The 24,209-nt window shown below is 65.1% G+C and carries 23 protein-coding genes and 1 riboswitch; of the genes, 7 read left to right on the top strand and 16 right to left on the bottom strand.

Annotated elements, in window-relative coordinates; translation table 11 throughout:
• Window position 1: 1 nt before the first annotated feature.
• Window positions 2–1,126, bottom strand: coding sequence for a LuxE/PaaK family acyltransferase (locus HU772_RS02875; RefSeq protein ID WP_186657315.1), 1,125 nt, complete (start codon window positions 1,124–1,126; stop codon window positions 2–4).
• 195 nt (window positions 1,127–1,321) lie between these two features.
• Complete coding sequence (locus HU772_RS02870; protein WP_186657325.1) at window positions 1,322–4,240, bottom strand: TonB-dependent receptor; 2,919 nt, start codon at window positions 4,238–4,240, stop codon at window positions 1,322–1,324.
• A gap of 177 nt (window positions 4,241–4,417) precedes the next feature.
• Between HU772_RS02870 and HU772_RS02865 the strand changes: the two genes are divergently transcribed.
• Complete coding sequence (locus HU772_RS02865; protein WP_186657328.1) at window positions 4,418–4,945, top strand: sigma-70 family RNA polymerase sigma factor; 528 nt, start codon at window positions 4,418–4,420, stop codon at window positions 4,943–4,945.
• On the top strand, window positions 4,938–5,870 hold the full coding sequence (locus tag HU772_RS02860) for a FecR domain-containing protein (protein ID WP_186657331.1): 933 nt from the start codon (window positions 4,938–4,940) through the stop codon (window positions 5,868–5,870). The genes HU772_RS02865 and HU772_RS02860 overlap by 8 nt, the downstream gene beginning before the upstream one ends.
• A 9-nt stretch (window positions 5,871–5,879) precedes the next feature.
• On the opposite strand, the gene HU772_RS02855 is transcribed toward HU772_RS02860, so the two are convergent.
• The gene (locus HU772_RS02855) at window positions 5,880–6,791 is read right to left on the bottom strand and encodes a zeta toxin family protein (protein WP_186657334.1); all 912 of its coding nucleotides are present in this window, start codon (window positions 6,789–6,791) and stop codon (window positions 5,880–5,882) included.
• A 166-nt stretch (window positions 6,792–6,957) separates the two neighbouring features.
• Window positions 6,958–7,099: riboswitch (FMN riboswitch) on the top strand.
• Window positions 7,100–7,179: 80 nt separating this feature from the next.
• Here HU772_RS02855 and ribB point away from each other — a divergent pair.
• Window positions 7,180–7,830, top strand: a complete 651-nt coding sequence (gene ribB / locus HU772_RS02850; protein WP_134692732.1) for a 3,4-dihydroxy-2-butanone-4-phosphate synthase — start codon at window positions 7,180–7,182, stop codon at window positions 7,828–7,830.
• Between the two features lie 47 nt (window positions 7,831–7,877).
• On the opposite strand, the gene HU772_RS02845 is transcribed toward ribB, so the two are convergent.
• From HU772_RS02845 to HU772_RS02835, 3 genes are read right to left on the bottom strand one after another with little or no spacing between them, the layout of a single operon-like run.
• Window positions 7,878–9,071 carry an SGNH/GDSL hydrolase family protein gene (locus HU772_RS02845; protein WP_186657337.1) on the bottom strand — a complete coding sequence of 398 codons (1,194 nt, stop codon included), beginning with the start codon at window positions 9,069–9,071 and terminating at the stop codon, window positions 7,878–7,880.
• 1 nt (window position 9,072) lies between these two features.
• Window positions 9,073–10,182 carry an SGNH/GDSL hydrolase family protein gene (locus tag HU772_RS02840; protein ID WP_186657339.1) on the bottom strand — a complete coding sequence of 370 codons (1,110 nt, stop codon included), beginning with the start codon at window positions 10,180–10,182 and terminating at the stop codon, window positions 9,073–9,075.
• Window positions 10,169–11,584, bottom strand: coding sequence for an MBOAT family O-acyltransferase (locus HU772_RS02835; protein ID WP_186657341.1), 1,416 nt, complete (start codon window positions 11,582–11,584; stop codon window positions 10,169–10,171). Before HU772_RS02835 ends, HU772_RS02840 begins: the two co-directional genes overlap by 14 nt.
• A 214-nt stretch (window positions 11,585–11,798) precedes the next feature.
• Between HU772_RS02835 and HU772_RS02830 the strand changes: the two genes are divergently transcribed.
• The 4 genes from HU772_RS02830 to HU772_RS02815 all read left to right on the top strand — a co-directional run bounded on the left by HU772_RS02830 (window position 11,799) and on the right by HU772_RS02815 (window position 17,014).
• Complete coding sequence (locus HU772_RS02830; protein ID WP_011531978.1) at window positions 11,799–12,041, top strand: exodeoxyribonuclease VII small subunit; 243 nt, start codon at window positions 11,799–11,801, stop codon at window positions 12,039–12,041.
• A complete protein-coding gene (gene ispA / locus HU772_RS02825) occupies window positions 12,038–12,925 on the top strand; it encodes a (2E,6E)-farnesyl diphosphate synthase (protein WP_186657343.1) in 888 nt (295 codons plus the stop codon). The genes HU772_RS02830 and ispA overlap by 4 nt, the downstream gene beginning before the upstream one ends.
• A 238-nt stretch (window positions 12,926–13,163) precedes the next feature.
• The gene (dxs, locus tag HU772_RS02820) at window positions 13,164–15,059 is read left to right on the top strand and encodes a 1-deoxy-D-xylulose-5-phosphate synthase (protein ID WP_186657345.1); all 1,896 of its coding nucleotides are present in this window, start codon (window positions 13,164–13,166) and stop codon (window positions 15,057–15,059) included.
• A 104-nt stretch (window positions 15,060–15,163) separates the two neighbouring features.
• Complete coding sequence (locus tag HU772_RS02815) at window positions 15,164–17,014, top strand: TonB-dependent receptor domain-containing protein (protein ID WP_186657348.1); 1,851 nt, start codon at window positions 15,164–15,166, stop codon at window positions 17,012–17,014.
• On the opposite strand, the gene HU772_RS02810 is transcribed toward HU772_RS02815, so the two are convergent.
• The 10 genes from HU772_RS02810 to HU772_RS02765 form a co-directional block, all read right to left on the bottom strand.
• Entirely contained in the window at window positions 16,992–17,804 is an 813-nt protein-coding gene (locus tag HU772_RS02810; RefSeq protein ID WP_186657349.1) for a cobalamin-binding protein, read from the bottom strand. The two genes, HU772_RS02815 and HU772_RS02810, sit on opposite strands and share 23 nt — an antisense overlap.
• A 3-nt stretch (window positions 17,805–17,807) precedes the next feature.
• Window positions 17,808–18,227 carry an MFS transporter gene (locus HU772_RS02805; RefSeq protein WP_186657352.1) on the bottom strand — a complete coding sequence of 140 codons (420 nt, stop codon included), beginning with the start codon at window positions 18,225–18,227 and terminating at the stop codon, window positions 17,808–17,810.
• On the bottom strand, window positions 18,224–18,841 hold the full coding sequence (gene ribA / locus HU772_RS02800) for a GTP cyclohydrolase II (protein ID WP_167659496.1): 618 nt from the start codon (window positions 18,839–18,841) through the stop codon (window positions 18,224–18,226). Before ribA ends, HU772_RS02805 begins: the two co-directional genes overlap by 4 nt.
• A gap of 275 nt (window positions 18,842–19,116) precedes the next feature.
• Entirely contained in the window at window positions 19,117–19,860 is a 744-nt protein-coding gene (locus HU772_RS02795; RefSeq protein ID WP_186657355.1) for a substrate-binding periplasmic protein, read from the bottom strand.
• Window positions 19,861–19,876: 16 nt separating this feature from the next.
• A complete protein-coding gene (locus HU772_RS02790) occupies window positions 19,877–20,380 on the bottom strand; it encodes a phosphatidylglycerophosphatase A family protein (protein ID WP_023632630.1) in 504 nt (167 codons plus the stop codon).
• Window positions 20,377–21,333: a thiamine-phosphate kinase gene (thiL, locus tag HU772_RS02785; RefSeq protein WP_186657357.1), complete on the bottom strand. Its 957-nt coding sequence runs from the start codon at window positions 21,331–21,333 to the stop codon at window positions 20,377–20,379. The genes HU772_RS02790 and thiL overlap by 4 nt, the downstream gene beginning before the upstream one ends.
• Before the next feature lie 18 nt (window positions 21,334–21,351).
• On the bottom strand, window positions 21,352–21,852 hold the full coding sequence (gene nusB, locus HU772_RS02780; protein ID WP_186657359.1) for a transcription antitermination factor NusB: 501 nt from the start codon (window positions 21,850–21,852) through the stop codon (window positions 21,352–21,354).
• Window positions 21,849–22,325, bottom strand: coding sequence for a 6,7-dimethyl-8-ribityllumazine synthase (gene ribH, locus HU772_RS02775; RefSeq protein ID WP_103448796.1), 477 nt, complete (start codon window positions 22,323–22,325; stop codon window positions 21,849–21,851). The genes nusB and ribH overlap by 4 nt, the downstream gene beginning before the upstream one ends.
• 91 nt (window positions 22,326–22,416) lie before the next feature.
• Entirely contained in the window at window positions 22,417–23,508 is a 1,092-nt protein-coding gene (ribBA, locus tag HU772_RS02770; protein WP_186657361.1) for a bifunctional 3,4-dihydroxy-2-butanone-4-phosphate synthase/GTP cyclohydrolase II, read from the bottom strand.
• A gap of 18 nt (window positions 23,509–23,526) precedes the next feature.
• Window positions 23,527–24,192: a riboflavin synthase gene (locus tag HU772_RS02765; protein WP_186657363.1), complete on the bottom strand. Its 666-nt coding sequence runs from the start codon at window positions 24,190–24,192 to the stop codon at window positions 23,527–23,529.
• Between the last annotated feature and the right edge of the window lie 17 nt (window positions 24,193–24,209).

The raw sequence follows: 24,209 nt of genomic DNA, 5'->3' as shown, positions 1-24,209 counted from the left end.
ATCAGGGCTCCCTTATCAGTTCAGAGGCGGCCAGTGCGCAACTGCGGCTCTTGCCGGTACCGGCGCGCCCAAGAATCTCGAACCAGTCGGTGGCAAGGCCGCAGCCACAGGTCGCGGCGCGGTGCAGCACGGCCAGGTCACTCATCACGATGCTGTGGGCCGGGCTCGAGGTGATGTAGGGGGAAACGAACTGCAGCAACCCGGGCAGGCCGTACTCTTGCAAGGCAAAGGTGCGCGGGTCGCGGGTAAAAGCCCGGGCATAGGTGGGAACATGCAGGTGGTGGTGCGCACATTCGATGTACGGCACGCAATGCTCGACGGCACCGTAGCCGTCCCGGCAACGCGGCGTCGGAATACCCAACTGCTCGGTGATACGGGCATACAGTTGCGACTTGGGCACCTGCTGGTCGGCATGGGTTTTCCAGCCGCCGCCGAACAGCACGAGCGAGTTGGCATCGAACGACAAGGCGGGCAGTTTCATTTCACGCATGCGTTCGAGCACGAACCACATGAACGCAGGAAAACCCAGGATACGCAGGGGCGCACCGTCGTCGGCAAAACGCTGCAACGCGCCGATCACGCCGAACGGATCGAATTCGCTGCCTTTGCCGTTGTGGCGCAGGGCATGGAACGACTGCTTGACCGGTGCGTACTTGCACAGGAAGTTGTCGGTGTAGGCCGTACCGAGCGTAGCGTGCTCGGCGGGTTCATAGCCCAGGAGCAGGTAATTGCAGGGTGTCTGCAAGGTCTCCCAGCCGTAATAACGGAAGATCCGGTCGATCATGCCCTGGGCGGCTCCAAGGCTTCGCTCGTCATAACGCATCCGGCTTTTCTGCCCGGAAGTCCCTGAGGACGTCAGCTCCAAGGCGTCGCGCCCGGCCTCGCTGAACAGCAGGTTCCGCTTCAGGTAGTTGGCGAAAATGGGGGGCAGCGTCCCCCAATTGGGCAAGTCCAGGTCCGTCGGGTCGAAGCGCTGCTGACGCAGCCAATTGGCATAGCCGGGGGTGTGCCGTTGGTGGTAGACCGTGATTTCCCGCATCGCCATGTCGAACAGATGATTGGCGTGCGCATCGGCGCGATAGGGGTCAGCCAGCGCGCAGAGTGCTTCTGTATGCGTAAGAGCCATTGAGCGTCTCGGGTAGGTTCCAGACCTTCAGAGAGGCAGACTCTATGCCGATGCGCAGCGAACTTTGATAGGAAGAATCTCGCATGCATACGTATGCTTTCTCTGCGCCACGTAAGGCATGCTACATAGTGAAGCCCCCCTTGCAGACCAGCCCAGATGCCATTGCAGCCTCGGGGCTGGTCGAGGATTCGTCACCTAGAAGCGCGTCACCACCCCCACTCGCCAGGTGCGCCCCGGCGCAGGCATGAAGCTCTGGGCCAAGGGGTCCAGGTAGTAACGATCGGTCAGGTTCTGCACCGATAGGTTCACCTCGGTGTGCTCGAGCAATTTGTAACGGGCAAACAGGTCGAACAACGCCACCGAGCGGTAGTCGATCTGCGGCGTGGTGGCCCCGGTCTGCCAGGGCTTGTCCATCTGCGCGGTGGGCCCCGAGGTGTAGGTCATGCGCCCGCCCAGGGTCAGTGCTTGGTCGAAGAAACGCAGGCCGCTGACCAGGTTGGCCGAGAAACGCGGCGGATTCTGGGTGTTGGTGTAGGACCCCATATAGCTGCCTGCAGTGCAGTCCGGGGTGTCCTGGGTACGCTGGTAGCGGTTGGCCGTGCTGCGCAGCGTGCTGGCGAACGCCGCGTCACAGGTTTCGGTCTTCAGGTAGTAAGTGGCCGAGAGATCGGCGAATACACGTCCGGCGTCATAGTGCGACTGCAACTCCAGCCCACGGGTGCTGAAGCTGTCGGTGTTGCTGAAGGTCATCTGCCCCCACAGGCCTGGGCTTGGGTCGTAGTAGCGGGTGATGTAGTTCTTGATCTGGTTGTCGAAGTACGCCAGCTTGATCGAGGCCTCGTCGCCGTTGCGCAGCAGGTTGTCGCGCAAGGCACTGACACCGAACTCCCAACTGCGCGAACGCTCGGGCTTGAGGTGCTTGCCCGGGGTCACCTGCTGGGTGCCCTGGCTGGTCTCGAACAGCGAAGGCAGGCGCAGGCCCTGGGTGTAGGAGGCGTACACGAAGGTGTCGGGCAGGAACTCGACGTTGATGCCGAACGCTGGAGAGAAGCCTCCACCGCTGCTCTTGCCCTGGGGAGTGTAGTCGTAGCCGGTGACCACATTGCTGATGCTTTCCGGATGCACCGTCACGCTGGTCGCGCCGGCCTCGTTGAAAGGCACGCCGTTGAACGGCTCGTTGCTGTTTTCGAAGACGATGCCGTTGTTCAGTCGCGGGTCGGTGGCGTCGGTGTATTGCCCGTTCTGGTCCGGGAACCAGGTCATGCTGCCCCAGTGCCCCGGGCTGCTGGCGGTGATCCAGCGCAGCTTGCGGTCCTCACGCCGGGCCTCGGCCAGAACTGTGTTGTCCTTGGTCTGGTAATGGGCGTAGCGCCCACCGCCCCACAGCGTCACCTGCTCGATGGGCTGGTACTCCAGCTTGCCGTTGAAGCTGAATTCCTGGCGCGAGGCGTCACGCAGCATACGATTGGCATTGATGTCGTGCTGGGTGGTCAGCACGCCCTTCTGCGGCTGCAGGTCCTCGAGCTGGAACGCGCCGCCCAGGTCGAGTTTGAAGTCGCCGTGGGCAGTGCTGAAACGCGACACGTTGTTCAGGTCGCCGCCGATGCGGCGGTTGTCCTGGCGCGTCCAGCCACGGTCGGTGCGGAACAGCTGCGACTTGGGCGCCATCCAGGCGGCGGTCAAGGTGCTGGTGTTGGCGTCGGTCAGCCACAGGGTGCTGGTCAGGTCCACCAGCGGATTGCCTGCGGGCAGGTAGTGATAGCGGGCGGTGTAGGCATCCAGCCGCACTTCGCTCGTGGGGTACTGGTAGATCCCCGCGGTACCGTAGCGGAAGATGTCCGACGGCATGATCTCGCCCATCTGGCCGTCGAAACGGCGGTAGCCGAGGTCCAGGGTATGATCGTCGGCCAGGCGCCAGGTGGTCTTGAACAGGTAGGAGTCGGTTTCCGACGACGAGTTGAGCACCTCCTCGCCGGCGTTGTAGGTATTGGCCACGCTTGGCTGTTCGTCGCCCCAACGGTCGTACAGGCGATAGCGATCCTGGCCTTTCTTGCCGGAGAAATAGTTGCCCTGGTTGCGGTGCGCATAGGCGGCCACCAGGTCGAATCGCTCATGGCTATAGGCAAACGCGGCACTGCCGGACTCAGCCTGCGAACCGAACAGGCCAGGGCGGCTGTCGCGGGGCACCGTGCTCAGGTCCTGGTCCTTGGAATGGCGGCTGCGATTGGCCGGCTCGACACCGTTGTTCCACAGATTGCCGGTCAGGCGCACGCCCACGCTGTTGCCGTCCACCAGAATGTCATCGACGCCCAGGGTCTTCATTTCCACCGAGCCGCCGATCGCCCCGGAGCGGGTGCTGGGGCCTTTGTTCACGGTCACGCTGCTGAGCAGGTCGGGGTCGATGTAGCTGCGCTGCTGGGTGCCGCCATAACCGCGGTATACGTCCAGCGCCTGCTCGGAGCCATCGACCCGCACAGCCACCCGGCTCTGCCCCTGGATGCCGCGAATATTCACGTCCAGCGCGCCGCCGTTGCGACTGTCACCGACCTGCACCCCGGCCACGCCCTTGAGCATGTCGCCCACCGACACCGTGGCGAAGCGGTCGAGGTCCGCGCGGGTCAGGTGCACGGTGGAACGTGGTGCTCGATAGGTGTCCCGTTGCGGGTCGTCCAGCGCGGCGTCGACAACGGTCGCCGACAACTCGGTCGCGTTCGCGGAGGCCTTGCCTTGTGGTGCGAGCAAGTAAGCCCCACGAGCCCCCGGCAGCAGTTGCAAGCCGGTGTTCGCCAGTAGCCGCCGCGCAGCCTCCAGTACCGTGTAGCGGCCCTTGAGCGCTGGCGCGCTACGCCCGCGGGTAAGCTCCGAATCATAGGACAGCAACAGCCCGGACTGATTGGCATACAGCCCCAGCGAGGTGCCCAGGGCACCCTGGGCGATGTCGTAGTCGCGCAGCGTCGCGTCATCCAGCCGGGTGGCCACGCCAGGCGCCGCACTGGCGGCCTGGGCCTGGGTGGCGGCGCCCGCCACCAGGCAGCCAAGCAGCGCGCAATGCACGGCAAAACGCAGGGGAGACGTGGGGCGCGAAACAGGGGAAAGCCGATGGGTTGCGGGCATGCTTCTCTCGCTCGAAGGGTTGGCGCCCGGCACTCGCGGCGGGCTGTCATTCCCTCTGTCGCTCGAAATCGAAAAAGGTATATGCAATCGATTCGTATTTTCACATCGTCTTGTGATCTACGCAAAACCGTTGATAATGGTTTGCATTTGCGACCTGTCCTGCCGACGCCACTGCCCATGACTGCCTTTGAAACACCCCCGCACTGCGCCGTGACCACGCTGTACCTCGAGAACCATGCCTGGCTGCGCAACTGGCTGGCCTATCGCCTGCGCTCATGGGGACATGGCGTGGCCGACGACCTGGCCCAGGATATCTTCCTGCGCGTGCTGCTCAGCCGCGAGGCCGCACAGCCGGAAAGCATCCGCCAGCCTCGGGCGTATCTCACGCGCATCGCCAATTGCGTGCTGGTCAGCTGGCGCCGTCGTCACTCACTGGAGCAGGCCTGGCTCGAAGCCCTGGCCACTGTGCCACCGACAGCACATCCATCGCCGGAATTGCAGACGGTCATCCTCGAGACCCTGCACGAGGTCGACGCCGTGCTCGACAGCTTGCGCCCACGCGTACGCCAGGCATTCCTGATGGCGACGCTGGACGGCATGAAACAGAAGGACATCGCCCAGGCCCTGAACATCGCCCTGCCCACCGTGAAGAAATACATCCACGAGGGTTACCTCGCCTGCCTGAGCCAGATGCTCGATGACTGACCAACCCATTGCCCAGGCAGTACTGGCCCAGGCCGCCGCCTGGCTGCTGTTGCTCCAGGAAGGCCCGTTGACCCCGGCGCAACGGGCCGAGCTGGAGCGCTGGCGCAACGCCGATCCACAGCACGAACGTGCCTGGAAACGCGCGCAACGCCTGCTGGTGCGCCTCGGCGGCCTGCCGCCGACCCTGGCCCGGCACACCCTGGAACGAACAGGAGGCAACAGCCGTCGCGCGGTCCTGCGCGGGCTGGCGGTGCTGCTTGCGGTCGCGCCACTGGGCTGGTGGCTGTCACGCCGCGGCGAATACCGCGCCGATTACCAGACCAACGTGGGTGAGCGTCGCGATGTGCTGCTGGTCGACGGCAGCCAGGTCTCGCTCAACAGTGCCACCGCCCTGGCGCTGAGGTTCGACGCCAAGCAACGCCTGCTGCACCTGGAACAGGGTGAGATCTACATCGTCACCGCGCCGGACCCACAAGCCCCTGCCCGCCCCCTGCGAGTCCAGACCGAGCAAGGGATCATGCAGGCGCTGGGCACCCGTTTCAGCGTGCGCCAGTTGCCTCGGGAAACCCTGTTGACGGTCCACGAAGGGGCCGTGCAGGTGCAAGGCGCCCAGCCGACCGTCGTCCAGGCCGGCCAGCAAGTCCGCTTCAGCCAGGCCCGCGTCGGCCCGCCGGAGCCGGCCAGCGAGGGCCAGCTGGCCTGGCGCAATGGCCTGCTGCTGGCCCAGGACATGCCACTGTGGCAATGGATACAGGAACTGATGCGCCACACCGACCAAGCCGTGGCATGCGAACCGTCGCTGGCTGACTTGCCGGTGTCCGGCACCTATCCGCTGGACGACCTGCCGCTGGCCTTGGCAATGCTGGCGCAGACTTACCGCGTACGCATGCGCCACGAGGGCAGGCACGTGCTCATAAGCCCCTGAGGCTGTTGCTCAAGGTGCCTCGTCAGGCGCCATTTGATAGAGGTCGATATACCGTTGCAGGTCCGCGAAGACTGCGCTCGGCAGTTCGCCACGCAGCGGTTCGGCGGCAGTCAGGGTGGCACGGCATACTTCGACCATGCTCTGGCGTACACGTAGGTCAGTCGGCTCGCTTGTCACCACATGATGATAATTGGTGTAGCCATACGACAGTTCCAGAGGATCATGCGGATAGCGCACCCGACCGAACTCGACACTATCCTGAGCCGTGTCCAAGCCTCGCTTGTAGAAGACACAACTGGAGCCTGGAGCGTGCTGACAAGCATTCAGGATAGCCGCGATGATCGAGCAGGCATTCGCCTGGGAAGCTTCGATATCGGCCAACGAAACGTAACGTTCAAGCTCCCCTTTCGCAACACTCTTGACCAGACGGCGCAACGAGGACCAATGCCCGAAGTGCTTGTGACAAGCAATCAAGTGCACCTCGAACTGGTAGCCGGCACGCTGTATCGCTTGCGTCCCTTGGGCGAAGGCCAGCGAGTCCAGGGCAGTCTCCATGATGAAGTTGTACTGATTTTGCAGGCAGTAGGTAAATACCTTGGCGCCCAATGCCCAGATGAACGATTCGGTATGGGCGTAGGCATGCTGGGCGCCGTGCTCGATCATCTCCGGGTAACGCGGGTGCAACTCGCGGTCGCCTGTTTCATAAAGACTGACGTAATGATCATAACGGCCGCTTGTCTGCAGTCGGTTTTTCAGAAGATAGGTCTTGCCGGAGCCCTGGGCTCCCGCAACGATAAGCACTTTGGGGCTCGGCAGGCCGTTGTCGCCAATATCGCGTCGGGCCTTTTTGAACCGAGTCTCTTGCAAAATCTCGAATGCAGAAGTTACATCAGCGTCGGTAAAGGGGTATTGCTCAGTCATGCAGAATTTCCTTGATGGTGACTACCCTAAGCAGGGTGGACCCGCAAAGTAGAACCACCCGCCAGCGCCTCGGTGGTACATGTCTATCGATTTGCCTGAAACCTTGGCCGGCATCGACCAAAGTCGTAGGGGGTTGCCAGCATCCAGCCACTGTGTTGTATGCTTGCCCGGTCTTCAGGGCGGGGTGAAAGTCCCCACCGGCGGTAAATCGAAAGATGAGCCCGCGAGCGCCCCGGCCATGCCGGGGGTCAGCAGATCTGGTGAGATTCCAGGGCCGACGGTCATAGTCCGGATGAAAGAAGGCGTCAGGCAGGGGCCAACAGGGCGCCTCTGCGCGCGCATTTTGTTCGCCCCGAGACGTTCATCGATCATTCACGAGGAGCGTTTCATGTCCACCCCACTGCACAAGCAATTCCCCAACGTCGCCGCCGCCATCGCCGCCTACCAGGCCGGGCGTCCCGTGCTGCTGCTCGACGATGATGACCGCGAAGACGAAGCCGACATCGTCGCCGCCGCCGAAAACCTCTCGCTGCAAACCATGGCCATGATGATCCGCGACTGCAGCGGCATCGTCTGCCTGTGCCTCGACGAAGCCACCGTCGACGCCCTGGAACTGGCACCGATGGTGCAAAACAACCAGGCCCGCCACGGCACCGGCTTCACCGTCACCATCGAGGCGGCGCAAGGCGTCAGCACCGGCGTGTCGGCCCAGGACCGCATCACCACCATCGAAGCCGCACTGCGCTCCACCGCGCAAGAGCGCCACATCGTCAGCCCCGGCCATGTGTTCCCGCTGCGCGCTCGTGATGGCGGCGTGCTGACCCGTCGCGGCCACACCGAAGGTTCGGTGGACCTGGCGCGCCTGGCCGGCCTGCGCCCGGCGGCGGTGCTGTGCGAACTGATGAACCCTGACGGCAGCATGGCCCGCGGCGAGCAGGTGGCGGTGTATGCCCGCCAGTACAACCTGCCGGTGCTGACCATCGAGGAACTGGCGCGCTATCGCGAAGCGATGGTCGAGCTCGAGGCCGAGCCGGCCTGACCCGGCCCCAGCCCCACAGGAGCCGGCCTTGCCGGCTCCTGCGACGGTCAACGCAAGCCCAACGGCCCTTTCAAGAACTCATACAACCCCGCCGCACTCTTGCGATAGCCATCGGCCGTCAAGTGCACCAGGTCCGGCCGCGCCAGCCCACTGGCCTGCCAGCCGGCAATCGCGCAAGGCCCGCCCATGAAGGCCTGCCAATCCCAGAACAACGCCTTGTGCTTCTGCGCCATCTGTTTCTGCACGCGAATCACCGCCGCCAACGGCTGCGGCTGGCGAGCCGCGCAGCTACGCGCCTTGCGCTGCTTGATCGAGTCCGGCGGACCGACCAGCAGGATCGCCGCACCTGGCAAATCCTTGCGTAGCCCGCTGAGGGTCGCGTCCAGTTGCGCCTGGTACAGCACCAGGTCGAGCTTGTCGTCGAATGCCTCGTTGGTGCCATAGGCGAGGATCACCAAGTCCGGGCGCACCGCCTTGAGGCTATCGCGCCAACCGGCCTGCCACTTGTCCACCACCTCCAGCCGCGCACCGTTGATACCCAGTGTCGAATAGGTCACGCCGGCATTCTTCTGGCCCTGGAGGTACCAACCGCCCAAGGCGAGCCCTTGGCCGCCCTCCACGCTCAATTGCACCGGCAAACCGATGTTGCTGAAGGCCGGGCTGAAGCGCCACAGGCCATTGCTCGCCGGCAGCATGCGCCGCTGGCCGCCATTGACCAGCAAGGTGGCATTGCCGCGGGCTTGGTAAAGCGCCGAAATCTTGTAGCGCTGGCGATCCTCGTCGCGCGCCTGCAACAGCACGCTGGCGCGATTGGCCTGTGGCAACGACAGGTAGCCGCCCAGCGGGAACTGCGCGCTTTGCTGGTTGCGCGCCGACACCAGTTGCCACTGGCGCTGCTCGCTCTTGATGATCACCCGGTCGTTGCGAATCCCCGGCACCGGTGAGGCCGGAACCAGGCCGATGCCGCCATCGCCGTAGCGTGCCTGCAACAAGCGCCGCAGCTCACCGCTGAACAGGTCGGCGGCAGTGTGCGAGTCGCCGAGCTGGACGATGGCGACCGGCGCGCGGCTGGCGTTGCGCAACTTGCCGGCAAGCAGTGCGAGATTGCCGTCATCACGCATGCCCGAGACGGCGGCGGGCCGTGTAGAAGGCTGGGTGGCCACGCTATTGGCGCCGGTGCTGCAACCGGGCATGGCGCTGATCAGCAGGGCCAGGCCCAGCACGTGATGCCATTGGCGCATCTCAATGTCCTGTAACGGTCAGGCCCGGAAAGCTGATCATCGACAATACCTGTTCGGCGATCAGCTTCTGGCCGGTGATGGTGAAATGGATGCCGTCGTCGACCCGCACCTTGACCCGCCTGCCCTCGGGCGTCTGGGTCGTGTACGAGAAACCGTCGTCGGCGTAGCCCAGGATCGGGTTGGCCGACACATAGTGTTGGCCGTACAGCGCAGTCTGCTCCCGGTACAGCCCGCTGAGGTAGCCCATGGCATTGGAAAGCCGCGCCTTCTCCATGTTCGGCGGGCCGACCCAGAGCACTTGCACCTGGTGGGCGCGGGCCTGTTCGAGGATCGAGTCGATGCGGGCGCGATAGGCCGTCTCCCATTCTGGCGACTTGAAACGTAGGAACGGCTTGCCCTTGCCCTGGGGCATGTCCCAGGGGTCATTGGGGCCGAGGAACACCACCATCAGGCGGATATTCGGCCCGTGCTCGAGGGTCTCGGCCACGGTCTTCGGCCAGTTGAAGAAGCCCGGATAGGCCAGCCCGGTGCTCTGTTTGCTGAGGTTGACGGTGCGGATCTGGTAGCGCTTGCGCAGGCTGTTGGCCAGGTGCGGGGCAACGCCCTGCATCAGCGAATCGCCCACCAGGAACACTTCGTCGCCCGTGGCCAGGGCGGCGACGGTGCCCGGCTGCAGCCGTGTCGGCGCAGTCGCCGCGACCTCCGGATGCGCCACGACGACCGCCGTCGGCGCCGACATCGGCGCTGCTGCCCGATGCGTCGGCTCGGGTTTGTGCGCTAGCGGCCGGGCCAGCACCGCCGGGGTTTCCAGGTTCACCGTCAGCACCGGCACCGGTTCAGGCAGTACCACAGGCTGCTCAGGTTGCAGTTGGGCGAGCAGGCTGTCGCGCTGCTGCTCCAACGCCTGGGTCAGTTGCGCGCCGAAGCGCCACGCCGGTGCCTGGCCAAGCAACGGGATGTCGCAACCCTGGTGGTACTTCTGCTGGCAATAGAGCTTGATCGAGTCCTGGTTCAGCCAGAACAGCAACAGAGTGGTCACCACGATCGCATACAACGCACGGGCCGCGCCGACCTGCACCCGGAACAGCTGTTTGCTATCAGAAGCTTGCATAGATGAACCCCGGCACGCCCGACTGCGAAGCGAAAATCACCAGCGACACCCCAACCCCGAGCGGGATCGGATACAACGGCCAGGGCAGGCGCTGGAAGGCCGCGCCACTGCCGCGCAACAGCGCCAGCCACTGTGGATAACTGGCCACCGCCAGCACACAGGCCAGGAGCATCAGGCCGGTGGCGCTGTGCAACCCGGCCAGGCTCAGCTCGGTGATGTCGTCAAGCATCTCGACGGCGCCATCCAGGGTTGGGCTACGGAAGAAAATCCAGGCGAACGCCACGTAGTGGAAGGTCATCAAGCGCGCCAGCAAGCCAGCCCCCGGCAGGCGCGCGAAGCCCGGCAGCCATTGGCTGAACAGCTTGGACACGGCCAGGCCGACGCCATGCAGCGCGCCCCAGATGATGAAGTTGACGCTCGCGCCATGCCAAAGCCCCGACACCAGCATGGCCAGCAGCATGTTCAGGTTGCCGCGCCACACGCCCTTGCGGTTGCCGCCCAGCGGGATATAGACGTAGTCACGGATGAAGCGTGACAGGCTGATATGCCAGCGCCCCCAGAACTCCTTGAGGTTGTGCGCGGCGTAGGGCGCATCGAAGTTGTCCGGCAGACGAAAGCCCAGCAGCAAGGCGATGCCGGTCACCAGGTTGGTGTAGCCGCTGAAGTTGAAGTAGATGAGAAAGCTGTAGCCGTACACGCTCAGCAGCACCTGCTCGGGGGTGGCGCTGCCCGGGGTGTCGAACACCGGGTCGACCCACTCGCTGCCCAGCCAGGCACTGAGGAAGAACAACTTGACCACCGCCATCGCGATCAGCCCCAGCGCCCGCTGCGGCTCCAGCACCTGGCGCATGGCCGTCGGGCGGATCTGCGGGAGCATGTGCAAGGCGCGGTTGACCGGCCCGGCCACCAGGCTGGGGAAGAACGCCAGGTACAGGGCCAGGTCCAGTGGCGCCGCTGGCGTCAGCTCGCCGCGGTTGATCGACACCAGGTAGCTGACCGAGTGGAAGGTGTAGAACGACAGGCCGATCGGCACCAGCACTTCCAGCACTGGCAGCGACACTTCCAGCCCGGCCGCGGCCAAGGCGCCCTGCACCCCGCCGACGAAGAACTCCTGGTACTTGAACAGGTAGAAGCAGCCAAGCACCAGCACCAGCAACAACACACGGCTGAACCAGCGGCCCGGATAACGCCCGGCCAGCAGACCCAGCAGGTACACCAACAGGCTGTAGCCGAGCAGGATGTACAACGACTGCAGGCTGAAACTGGCCACCAGGCCATAGCTGGCCGCCAGCAACAGGGCATTTTGTAGCCGCACGCTCCAGCACAGGCTCCAGTAGACAACGAAGAAAAGCGTGAAGCAGAGGCCGAATTCGATCGAGAGGAAGCTCACAACGTAGTCCATTACATGACGTCGGGAAGGGCTGGCCCGCGGGCCAGAGCGCGCGGATTATGGCAGAGGGCCCTACCCCCCACAATCCGACTGCTGCGCAGAATGCAAGATGGTCGCGACTGCACAAGTGCAACAAAATAAGACGAACGACGGCAGCCGCTCATTTGCTCCCCCTGCCCCGCTCTGCTAGTGTCGCGCCGTTCTGAACACCACCGAGACTGTCGCCATGGCCCGCAAAAAAGCCTCCATCGATTTCGAACAATCCCTCGCCGACCTGCAAGCCCTGGTCGAGCGCCTGGAGAACGGCGAGTTGTCGCTGGAAGAGTCGCTGGCCGCCTTCGAGCAAGGCATCGCCCTGACCCGCGATTGCCAGGGCGCCCTGGCCCAGGCCGAGCAGAAGGTGCAGATCCTGCTGGAGCGCGACGGCGAACTGGCCGCGCAGCCGTTCGACGCGGAGCCCGAGGCATGATCGCCCAGTACCAGCAGAGCGCCCAGGCACGGGTCGACGCGGCCCTCGAACCGCTGTTCCAGGCGCCGTCGAAGGAGCTCGAACGCCTCTACGCCGCCATGCGCTACAGCGTGATGAATGGCGGCAAGCGTGTGCGCCCGCTGCTCGCCTACGCCGCCTGCGAAGCCTTCGGCGTCCCGGCCGAACAGGCCAACGGCGCGGCCTGCGCGGTGGAGCTGATCCACGCCTACTCGCTGGTGCACGACGACCTGCCAGCAATGGACGACGACGACCTGCGTCGCGGCCAGCCGACCACCCACAAGGCCTTCGACGAAGCCTGCGCGATCCTCGCCGGCGACGGCCTGCAAAGTCTGGCCTTCAGCGCCCTGCTCGATGCGCGTCTGAGCCCTCAGGCCGACGCCATTCGCCTGCAGATGGTCCAGGCCCTGGCCAAGGCCGCCGGCCCGGCCGGCATGGTCGGTGGCCAGGCCATCGACCTGGGCTCGGTGGGCGTCAAGCTCGACCAGCAGGCCCTGGAATACATGCACCGGCACAAGACCGGCGCGCTGATCGAAGCCAGTGTGCGCCTTGGCGCCCTGGCCAGTGCCCGCGCCGAACCGGCCCAGCTTGATGCCCTGCAAGTTTATGCACAGGCCATCGGCCTGGCCTTCCAAGTGCAGGACGACATCCTCGACGTCGAGAGCGATACCGCCACCCTGGGCAAACGCCAGGGCGCCGACATCGCCCGCGACAAACCGACCTACCCGGCCTTGCTCGGCCTCGACGCGGCCAAGGCCTATGCCCTGGAACTGCGCGACCAGGCCCTGGCCGCGCTGCAAGGCTTCGGCGACAACGCCGAGCCGCTGCGGGCGCTGGCCCGCTACATCGTCGAGCGCCGCCACTAAGGCCTGACACATCCCCCCTGTAGGAGCGGCCTTGTGTCGCGATAGGGGTGCGCAGCAGCCCCTTGATTTCAGCGTTGACGCAAAGATTACCGGGGCCGCTTTGCGGCCCTTTCGCGACACAAGGCCGCTCCTACAGGATCTCTGCCGCACCGGTGGCCCTCATACACCCGTCCGAATGGGCAGCTTTTCCCACAATGGGGTAAACTGCCGCGTCTTCACACCTATAACGACACGCCTGATGCCCACGACGTTTCAAGAGATCCCCCGCGAACGCCCGGTCACGCCGTTGCTGGACCGCGCCGACACGCCCGCCGGCCTGCGCCGGCTGGCCGAAGCCGACCTGGAGACCCTGGCCGACGAGCTGCGCCAGGAGCTGCTCTACACCGTTGGTCAGACCGGTGGGCATTTCGGTGCAGGCCTGGGCGTCATCGAACTGACCATCGCCCTGCACTACGTCTTTGACACCCCGGATGACCGGCTGGTGTGGGATGTCGGCCACCAGGCCTACCCGCACAAGATCCTCACCGGGCGCCGCCAGCGCATGCTCAGCCTGCGCCAGAAAGACGGCATCGCCGCCTTCCCGCGCCGCAGCGAGAGCGAGTACGACACCTTCGGCGTCGGCCACTCCAGCACCTCGATCAGCGCAGCGCTGGGCATGGCCATCGCCGCCCGCCTGCAGAACGACCCGCGCAAGTCGATCGCGGTGATCGGCGACGGCGCGCTGACCGCCGGCATGGCCTTCGAGGCGCTGAACCACGCGCAGGAAGTGAACGCCGACATGCTGGTGATCCTCAACGACAACGACATGTCGATTTCGCGCAATGTCGGCGGTCTGTCCAACTACCTGGCCAAGATCCTCTCCAGCCGCACCTACGCCAGCATGCGCGAAGGCAGCAAGAAAGTGCTGTCGCGCCTGCCCGGCGCCTGGGAAATCGCCCGCCGCACCGAGGAGTACGCCAAGGGCATGCTGGTCCCCGGCACCCTGTTCGAAGAGCTGGGCTGGAACTACATCGGCCCGATCGACGGCCACGACCTGCCGACCCTGATCGCCACCCTGCGCAACATGCGCGACCTCAAGGGCCCGCAGTTCCTCCATGTGGTGACCAAGAAGGGCAAGGGCTTCGCCCCGGCCGAGATCGACCCGATCGGCTACCACGCCATCACCAAGCTGGAGCCGGCCGACAAGCCGGTCGCGCCGAAGAAGGCCAGCGGGCCGAAGTACGCCTCGGTGTTCGGCCAGTGGCTGTGCGACATGGCCGCCGCCGACAACCGCCTGGTGGGCATCACCCCGGCGATGAAGGAAGGCTCGGACCTGATCGCCTTCAGCGAACGCTACCCGGAGCGCTACTTCGACGTGGCCATTGCCGAGCAGCATGCGGTGACCCTGGCCGCGGGCATGGCCTGCGAAGGCGCCAAGCCGGTGGTGGCGATCTACTCCACCTTCCTGCAGCGCGCCTATGACCAGCTGATCCACGACGTCGCGGTGCAGGACCTCGATGTATTGTTCGCCATCGACCGCGCCGGCCTGGTCGGCGAGGACGGCCCGACCCACGCCGGGGCCTACGACCTGTCGTACCTGCGCTGCATCCCCGGCATGCTGGTGATGACCCCAAGCGATGAAAACGAGCTGCGCAAGATGCTCAGCACCGGCCACCACTACAAAGGCCCCGCCGCCGTGCGCTACCCGCGCGGCACCGGCCCGAATGCGCCAATCAGCGGCGACCTCGAGCCGCTGGAAATCGGCAAGGGCGTGGTCCGCCGCCAGGGCAGCAAGGTCGCCCTGCTGGTATTCGGCGTGCAGTTGACTGAAGCCCTGCAAGTCGCCGAACAGCTCGACGCCACGGTGGTCGACATGCGCTTCGTCAAACCGCTGGACGAGGCGCTGGTGCTGGAGATGGCTGCCGGCCACGAGTTGCTGGTCACCATCGAGGAGAACGCCATCATGGGCGGCGCTGGCGCCGCGGTCGGCGAGTTCCTGGCCCGCGAGGGCGTGGTCAAACCGCTGCTGCACCTGGGGCTGCCGGATATCTACGTCGAGCACGCCAAGCCGGCGCAAATGCTGGCTGAATGCGGGTTGGATGCGGCCGGGATCGAAGCCTCGGTCAAAGCCCGGATGGCCAAGCTCGGCCTCTAGGGCCCTTTCGCGGGTAAACCCGCTCCCACAGGGACTGCACAGTGTTCAAGATCTGTGGAGATCCTGTGGGAGCGGGTCTACCCGCGAATGCGATGGAACTGCCCATGAAAAAAACCGCCTGTGCCGCACTCCTCTGCGCCCCTACATTCCTGCTGGCCGCCGAACGCGACGACGCTCTCAAGCTCCCCGACGTATTGATCAGCGCCAGCCGCCAGGTCGAGTCGCGCGCTGCCACCAGTGCCGCCAACACGGTATTCACTCGCAGCGACATCGACCGCCTGCAACCGTCCAGCGTCACCGATCTGCTCACCCGCGTACCCGGTGTGCAAGTGGCCCCCAGCGGTGGTCGCGGCAGCCTGCCAGGCATCTTCATCCGCGGCACCAAGGCCGCCCAGACCCTGGTGCTGGTCGACGGCGTGCGCATCGCAAACGCGACCTCCGGCGACAGCGGCCTGCAGTTTCTCGACGTCGACCAGATCGAGCGGGTGGAAGTGCTGCGCGGCTCACGCTCGGCGGTGTATGGCAGCGATGCCATTGGCGGGGTAATCCAGATCTTCACCCGACGTGGCAACGGCCAAGGCCTGCAACCACGCCTGCGCCTGGCCGCCGGCAGCAACCAGACCTGGCAACGTAGCCTTGGCCTGTCCGGTGGCAATGGCGCAACGCGCTTCAACCTCGGCGCCAGCCTGGACGAGACGGCAGGTATCGACTCGACCGGGCCGTCATATGCCAGCGATGCCGACCATGACGCCTATCGCAATCGCGCGCTCAACCTGAGCCTGAGCCACACCTTCAACGAGCGCTTCGAAGCGGGCCTGAACCTGCTCGAGAGCCGTGGGCGTCATGAGTTCGACGAGCCTCGCGGCAGCAGCCCGCAGGTGCCCTACTCGAACTTTGCCGTCAGCAGCCTGGGCAGTTACCTCGATGCCCAGCTTGCCGATCGGTGGCACTCCAGGCTGGAGGTGGCCCACAGCGAGAACCGCGACGACAGCCGCGACAAGCTCACGCACCAGAGCACACCGTTCAACACCTACCGCGACCAGGTCACCTGGCAGAACGATCTGACCCTGGATGACGACAACAGCGTGCTGCTCGGTGCTGACTGGTATGAGGACCGAGTCCACGCGGCCACCGACTTCAACGAGGACAGCCGCTGGAACCGCGCCGTGTTCGCCCAGCATCGCTTCCAGGGCGAGCACTTCTCGACCGAGCTTGGCGTGCGCCACGACAAGAACCAGCAGTTCGGCGGCCAGACCACCTGGAGCGGCAGCCTGACCCTGCCGCTGGACACCCGCAACGACCTACTGCTGTCCTACAGCGAGGGCTTCCGTGCCCCGACGTTCAACGACCTCTACTACCCCAACTTCAGCAACCCCGACCTCAAACCGGAGCATTCGAAGTCCTACGAAGTGCAATGGCGCAGCCAACTGACCGACAGCAGTCGCTTGGAAACTTCGCTCTATCGCACCGACTTGCGAGATGCCATCAGCTACGACGCAGAGACCAACAACATGGGCAACGTCGCCCGGGCCCGCATCAACGGCTTCGAGATGGCGCTGGACCAGCAGTGGGGGGCATGGACATCGCAACTGGGGCTGGCGTTGATCGACCCGCGTGACCAGAAGAGCGGCCACACCCTTGCCCGGCGCGCACGCCGCACACTGAGCCTGGATATCGACCGTCAATACGAGCGTTTCAATGTTGGTGCCAGCTGGCAGGCCGTCAGCGGCAGTTACAACGACGAAGCCAACAATGCCCCCATCGGTGGTTACGGGCTACTGGGCCTTCGCGGCGGCTGGGCGGCCACCGGCGAGGTGAAGCTCGACCTGAAGCTCGACAACCTGCTGGACAAGCGTTACAGCCGCAATCTCTACACCTACCAGGGGCATGACTACGGCTATCGCGAAGAGGGCCGCACCTGGCTGCTGAGCGTTACCTGGACACCGGCGCTCTAGCCTCAAGCAACGCGCACAAGCGGGCGGTGGCCTCGATCATCTGCCCGCTCGGTCGCTCCAGGCCTTTGTCTGGCACCACCAGCAAACGCTCTCCTTTCACGGCGCTCAGCCGCGGCCAGTGGCGCCAGCTGGCCAACTGCGCCGCATCACCCGCCAGGATCACTTCGGGGTCGCGCAACAGCACTGACTCCACACTGACTTGCGGTGCGGGCTGGGTCAGGTCATCGAACACATTGCGCGCTCCGCAGACACGCAAGGCATCGCTGACCACCTGGCGCCCACCCAGGGTGTACAGCGGCTTGTCCCAGACTTGGTAGAACACCCGCAGGGGCACTTCACGCCGGTAATGTTCCCGCAGCCCATGCAGCCGCCCGCGCAGTCTGGCGGCATAGGCGTGGCCTTGCGTGTCACGTCCGATGCGCTGAGCGATGGCTTCGATCTGCTCGATCAGCTGGTCCAGGTCACCGGGCTCGCCACTGTACGTGGCGATGCCCAGACGCCTGAGCTGGTCGCGTTGCGCAGGTGCCACGCTTCCAGGCCAGAGCAGCAGCAGGTCGGGCTTGAGGCTGAGCAGGCGCTCCATGTCGAGCTGGCCATGGCGACCGACGGAGGGAAGACTGGCCAATGCCTGCGGTCGCTCACCACCGTCGAGCACGCCGACCAGCAGGTCGCCGGCCGCAAGCTCGAGCATGATCTCGGTCATCGACGGCGCCAGGCTGATCACGCGCGGCTGGGCTTCGGCCAAGGCGCCGCAACACAGTAAAGCGACAGCGGCGAGAAGCGCCCGCATCAATCAGCCCAGCTGACGCGGAATGCGGTAGAGGTACAAGATCACCACGCTGGCCAGCGCCAGCAAGATCTGCGGCACCGCCTCCAGCCCCACCAACACCGACAACGCCGCCACCCAGGCCGGGAAGCAAGCGAACAACATGGCCAGGCGTCGCACCCGGGCCAGCTCGATCCAGGCACCGGGTTCTTCCGGTGTGCCCAGTTGCTTGTCGGTGGCGATCAGTGTCCGTTTGTAGGCGCCGAAACGCGGCAGGCTGAGGAACATGGTCGCGGCCCCGGCGATGAACAGCGGCATGGCCAGCACCGGGATCAACGGCTCGCCGCCGCCGAACGCCCAGGCCATCACCGGCAATGGCACCAGGCCCACGGCCAGGTACTGCCACCAGGCCAGGGCCAACCGACGCTTCACCTCGCCCCGGGTCACGCCTGGGGCACCTCGCCCTGGTGCTTGTTGCCCATCATGTGGCCGAGCTTGTCGGCCTTGGTGGCCAGGTACAGACGGTTGTGCGGGTTGTGGCCGGTGTGCAGCGGCACGCGCTCGGCAACCTTGATGTTCATGTCGGTGAGCGCCTTGACCTTGCGCGGGTTGTTGGTCATCAGCCGCAGCGACTTCACGCCCAGATGCTCGAGCATTGGCAGGCACATGCCGTAGTCGCGCTGGTCGGCGGCGAAACCCAGGCGCTCGTTGGCCTCGACGGTGTCGGCACCGCCGTCCTGCAGCTCGTAGGCGCGGATCTTGTTCAGCAGGCCGATGCCACGGCCTTCCTGGCGCAGGTACAGCAGCACGCCACGGCCTTCACGGGCGATGGCCTGCAACGCGGCTTCCAGCTGCGAACCGCAATCGCAGCGCTGGCTGAACAGCGCGTCGCCGGTCAGGCACTCGGAATGCAGGCGCCCCAGCACCGGCTCGCCATCGGCGATGTCACCCAGGCTGAGCACCACGTGCTCGCGGCCAGTGGCTTCGTCGAGGAAGCCATGCATGGTGAAGATCGCAAAGGGAGTCGGGAGTTTAGAGGCGGCAACAAAGACGACGGGCACGTTGTGCTCCTGGAAAGTAGGAATATTCAGATCGGCCGATTGTATCAGCAGCCCGGCACAGGTGCGCAGGCTGAATATCGCGGCTTAAGATCGAAAAGTTCGATGCTTATGGGAAGTGCCCAAATCCTGTAGGAGCGGCCTTGTGTCGCGAAAGGGGTGCGAAGCGCCCCCCAAATCTACGCATCAAGCTGATATTGCCGGGGCCGCTATGCGGCCCTTTCCGACCGGTCCGACGCCTCGGCAAGGCCGCTCCTACAAGAACAGCGACACAAGCCTCAATGCGGCTGACTATCCGCTGTAAACGGATACGGCTGCTTCCAACGCTCGAAGATCGGCTTCAGCTCGCCGCTGCGCACCAGCACCTCCATGCGCTGGTCGAACAGCTCGCGCAGGGCCTTGCCCTGCTCGCTGCGGGCGAACGCCAGGTACAACGGCAACTCGGCCACATGGGTACGGCGCAAGCGCGCGGGGTCGGGCGCCTGGCCGAGCACATAGTCGACCTCGGCCAGCGCATCGATGTAGAAGTCGACCCGATCATGCTCGAGCATCGGCAGGATGCCCTCGCGGCGCTGGATCTCGCGGAAATTGTGGATATTGGGCAGGTAGCTGGCGTAGTCATAGCCGCGCACCCAGGCCAGGCGGTACTGGCCCAGGGTTTCACGCGTGGGCACCGGCTTGCCCGCCAGGCCCAGGGCATAGATATGATCCTGGTCGAAGTACCAGCGCGGGTAGAGGTTGTCGTCGTTCTCGTCCTTGTACGAACCAACCCAGGCGTCCGCCTCGCCGCGCTTCACCAGGCCGACGGCGCGGCTGTAAGGAGCGCTTTGCGCCACGACCTTGACCCCAGCGGGTTCGAACACCTTGCGCAGCACGTCCCAGGCCAGCCCGGTACCGTCGGCGTTGGTGTAGTCGATCCACGCCTCGCTGACCAGGCGCACCTGTGTCGGCGCCTCCTGGGCCATCACGCCCGGGCCTGCGATGTACAGCATCAATGCCAGCACTACAGTCCTCAGGCCCATCGCCACGCTCCCTGTATCAGGCCACCGCCCACACCAGCACCTGCATGCCCAGCCAGGCGAACACACCGGCCAGGATATCGTCGAGCATTATGCCGAAGCCGCCATGCACATGGCGGTCGACCCAGCGGATCGGCCAGGGCTTGAGGATGTCGAAGAAACGGAACATCAAGAACCCTGCCAACAGCCACTGCCAACCCTCCGGCACCAGCCACAGGGTGATCCACATGCCGACGATCTCGTCCCAGACGATGCCTTCATGATCGTGCACACGCAAGTCGTTCGCCACTTTGCCGCACAACCACACGCCGAACAGCATGCTGATGCCCAGCAGCAGCCAGTAGCCCCAGTCGGGGAGCATTTGCCACAACGGGATGAACGGCAGCGCCACCAGCGAGCCCCAGGTGCCCGGCGCCTTGGGCAAGGTGCCGGAACCGAAGCCAAAGGCGATGAAGTGCCACGGGTTGCGCCAGACCGAAGGCGGAACGAACTCCGCAGGCACCTGGTTGGGGTGGTCGGTCACGGTGTCTCCCTAAAATGTTGATAGCCCCGTTGCACGGGGGTGATGTCCCGGCCCTGTGGGTCCCGCAGGGTCACGCCCTGGCCTGCCAGCACACGGCCAATCACGTGCACCTGGCTGGCCAGGGAAGACAATGCGCGTTCCGGCAGGGTGAATGCCAGCACGTAGTCGTCGCCACCGGTGAGTGCCGCATGCTGTGCGGCTTCCTGCCCCAGGAATGCCTGCAAAGGAGCAGACACGGGGACTTGCGCCAGGTTCACCTCCAGCGCCACGCCGGACGCCTTGGCGATATGCCCGCAATCGGCCAGCAGGCCGTCGGAAATATCCAGTGCCGCCGTGGCCAGGCCGCGCAAGCGCTCGCCCAGGTGCAACTGCGGCAAGGGCGACCAGTAGTGTTCGAGCAACGGCGCAGCCACCTCGGCAGGCGCCTCGCGCTGGCCAAGCACCAGTGGCAAGGCACCCGCCGCGCTGCCCAGGTAGCCCCCTACGCACAACAGGTCGCCGACTCTCGCGCCACTACGACGTAGCGCCAGGCCTGTCGGCACACGGCCGAATACAGTCACGGTGATGCTCAATGGGCCGCGCGTGGTGTCACCACCGATCAGCGCCATGCCGCAACGCTGGGCCATGCGCCCAAGGCCATCGGCATAGGCCGCCAGCCAGTCGGGACCGACTACGGGCAAAGTCAGGGCCAGGGTGAAACCGATCGCCGTGGCGCCCATGGCCGCCAGGTCACTGGCCGCCACGGCCAGCGAGCGCTGGCCAAGCAGCAGCGGGTCACAGACAGTGGGGAAATGCACACCGGCCACCAGCGTGTCGGTGGAAATCGCCAGCTGTTCACCGGCGGGAAGGTCCAGCAGGGCGCAGTCGTCACCAATCCCCAGGGCCACGCCCTCGCCGCCCTGCGCACAAGGCGCGGCGGCGAAGTAATGGCGGATCAGCTCGAACTCACCCATGGCTGGTCAGCGCTGCGATCAGCGCTTGTTCGCCTTGACTTCCGCTTCACGCAGGCGCGGCGCCAGCTTGTCCAGCACGCCATTGACGAACTTGTGCCCGTCGGTGGCGCCGAAGACTTTGGCCAGTTCCACACCTTCGTTGATCACCACGCGGTACGGTACGTCGGCACGCATCATGAATTCCCAGGCCGACAGGCGCAGCACGGACAACTCGACCGGGTCGAGCTCTTCCAGCGGGGTGTCCAGGCAGGGCTTGAGCGCTTCGTCGATTTCGACCTTCTTCGCCGGGACCCCGTGCAGGATCTCGCGGAAGTAGGCGCCATCCACGTCGGAGAAATCGTTATCGACCCGGAACTGCGCTTCCACTTCGTTCAGCGAGTGCTTGGCCATGTGCCACTGATACAGCGCTTGCGTGGCGAGCTTGCGGGCTTCGCGACGCTTGGCGCTCTTCGATGGCTTGCCGGCATCCGCAGGTTTTGGATCGCGCGGGTTGAAACGATCGCTTTCGTCGCTAATCACTTGGCCTCCAACTGCGCCAGCAGGCTGACCATTTCCAGGGCGGACAGGGCAGCTTCACCGCCTTTGTTGCCAGCCTTGGTGCCGGAGCGCTCGATGGCCTGCTCGATGGAGTCGACGGTCAGTACGCCGAAGGCCACCGGTACACCGAACTCCATGGACACCTGGGCCAGACCCTTGGTGCATTCACCCGCCACGTATTCGAAGTGCGGGGTACCGCCACGGATCACTGCGCCCAGGGCGATGATCGCGTTGTATTCGCCTTGCTGGGCGACTTTCTGCGCCACCAGCGGGATTTCGAACGCGCCCGGGGCACGGATGATGGTGATGTCGCTTTCGCTGACACCGTGGCGTACCAGGGTATCAACGGCGCCGCTTACCAGGCTTTCGACGACGAAGCTGTTGAAGCGGCCAACCACCAAAGCATAGCGACCTTTGGGGGCGATGAAGGTACCTTCGATGGTCTTCAGGGTCATTCCGATATTCTCATCTTCAAGAGCGAGGCCGCGCTGCGGCGGCCTCGGGAGGGTTTGGACTCGAGCGGGAGGGCGATCAGGCCGCCTCAAGTCACTCGGAGGGCACGTATTCTACAACTTCCAGATCGAATCCGGATATCGCATTGAACTTCATGGGCGAACTCATCAGGCGCATCTTGCGCACACCCAGGTCGCGCAGGATCTGCGAACCCGCGCCAACGGTACTGTAGGTGGTCGGCGTCTTGGTCGGTGCATCGCCCGCGCTTTCGCGGATGTGCGCCAGCAGCACGTCGCCGTCCAGCGGGTGGCCCAGCAGCAGCACCACGCCGCTGCCGGCCTCGGCCACGGCGCTCATCGCCGCGCGCAGGCTCCAGCGGCCCGGCTGCTTGACCATCAGCAGGTCGCGCAGCGGGTCCATGTTGTGCACCCGCACCAGGGTCGGCTCCTCGGCGCAGATCTTGCCCAGGGTCAGGGCCATGTGCACATCGCCTTCCACCGCGTCGCGGTAGGTGACCAGGTTGAACTGGCCCAACTCGCTGTCCAGCGGCTGCTCGGAGACGCGCTGCACGGTGCGTTCGTGGATCATGCGGTAGTGGATCAGGTCGGCGATGGTGCCGATCTTCAAGCCGTGCTCGGCGGCGAACACTTCCAGCTCGGCGCGACGCGACATGGTGCCGTCGTCGTTCATCACCTCGCAGATCACTCCGCTCGGCTCGAAACCAGCCATGCGCGCCAGGTCGCAGGCGGCCTCGGTGTGGCCGGCACGGGCCAGGGTGCCGCCGGGCTGGGCCATCAGCGGGAAGATATGGCCGGGGCTGACGATGTCGTCGGCCTTGGCGTCCTTGGCCGCGGCGGCCTGCACGGTACGCGCGCGGTCGGCGGCGGAGATGCCGGTGGTGACGCCTTCGGCCGCCTCGATCGACACGGTGAACTTGGTGCCGAAGCCCGAGCCGTTGCGTGGCGCCATCAGCGGCAGCTTGAGGGTTTCGCAGCGCTCGCGGGTCATCGGCATGCAGATCAGGCCACGGCCATGCTTGGCCATGAAGTTGATGTGCTCGGCCTGGCAGCACTCGGCGGCCATGATGATGTCGCCTTCATTCTCACGGTCTTCGTCGTCCATGAGGATGACCATTTTGCCCTGGCGGATGTCTTCGACCAGTTCTTCGATGCTGTTGAGCGCCACGCGGCACCCCCTTCTCAATCAGGATTTCAAGAAGCCGTTGGCGGCCAGGAAGCTTTCGGTGATGCCACTGCCCTTGCTTGGTTCGGCGGCCTTGTCGCCCAACAGCAGGCGCTCCAGGTAGCGGGCCAGCAGATCGACCTCAAGGTTGACCCGACGCCCGGGACGGTAGTCGGCCATGATGGTTTCGGACAGGGTGTGCGGGACGATGGTCAGCTCGAATTCGGCGCCGTCGACCTCGTTGACCGTCAGGCTGGTGCCGTCGACGGTGATCGAGCCCTTGTGGGCGATGTACTTGGCCAGTTCTTTCGGCGCGCGCACGCGAAACTGGATGGCGCGGGCGTTATCGGCACGCGCGACGATCTCGCCGACGCCGTCGACATGGCCGCTGACCAGATGGCCGCCCAGGCGGGTGGTTGGGGTCAGGGCCTTTTCCAGGTTGACCCGGCTGCCGCTCTTGAGGTCGACCATGGCGGTGCGCTTGAGCGTTTCGACGCTGACGTCGGCCCAGAAGCCGTTGCCGGGCAGCTCGACGGCGGTCAGGCACACGCCGTTGACGGCGATGCTGTCGCCGAGCTTGACGTCGCCCAGGTCGAGCTTACCGGTTTCGACGTAGACGCGCACGTCACCGCCCTTGGGGGTGAGGCTACGGATGGTGCCGATGGATTCGATGATGCCGGTGAACATGGTGTTCTCCTCAGATA

The sequence above is a fragment of the Pseudomonas xantholysinigenes genome, from assembly GCF_014268885.2.
GTDB classification, from domain to species: domain Bacteria; phylum Pseudomonadota; class Gammaproteobacteria; order Pseudomonadales; family Pseudomonadaceae; genus Aquipseudomonas; species Aquipseudomonas xantholysinigenes.
The sequence above is the reverse complement of the archived record's forward strand: the minus strand, read 5'-3'. Positions and strand labels throughout refer to the sequence as shown.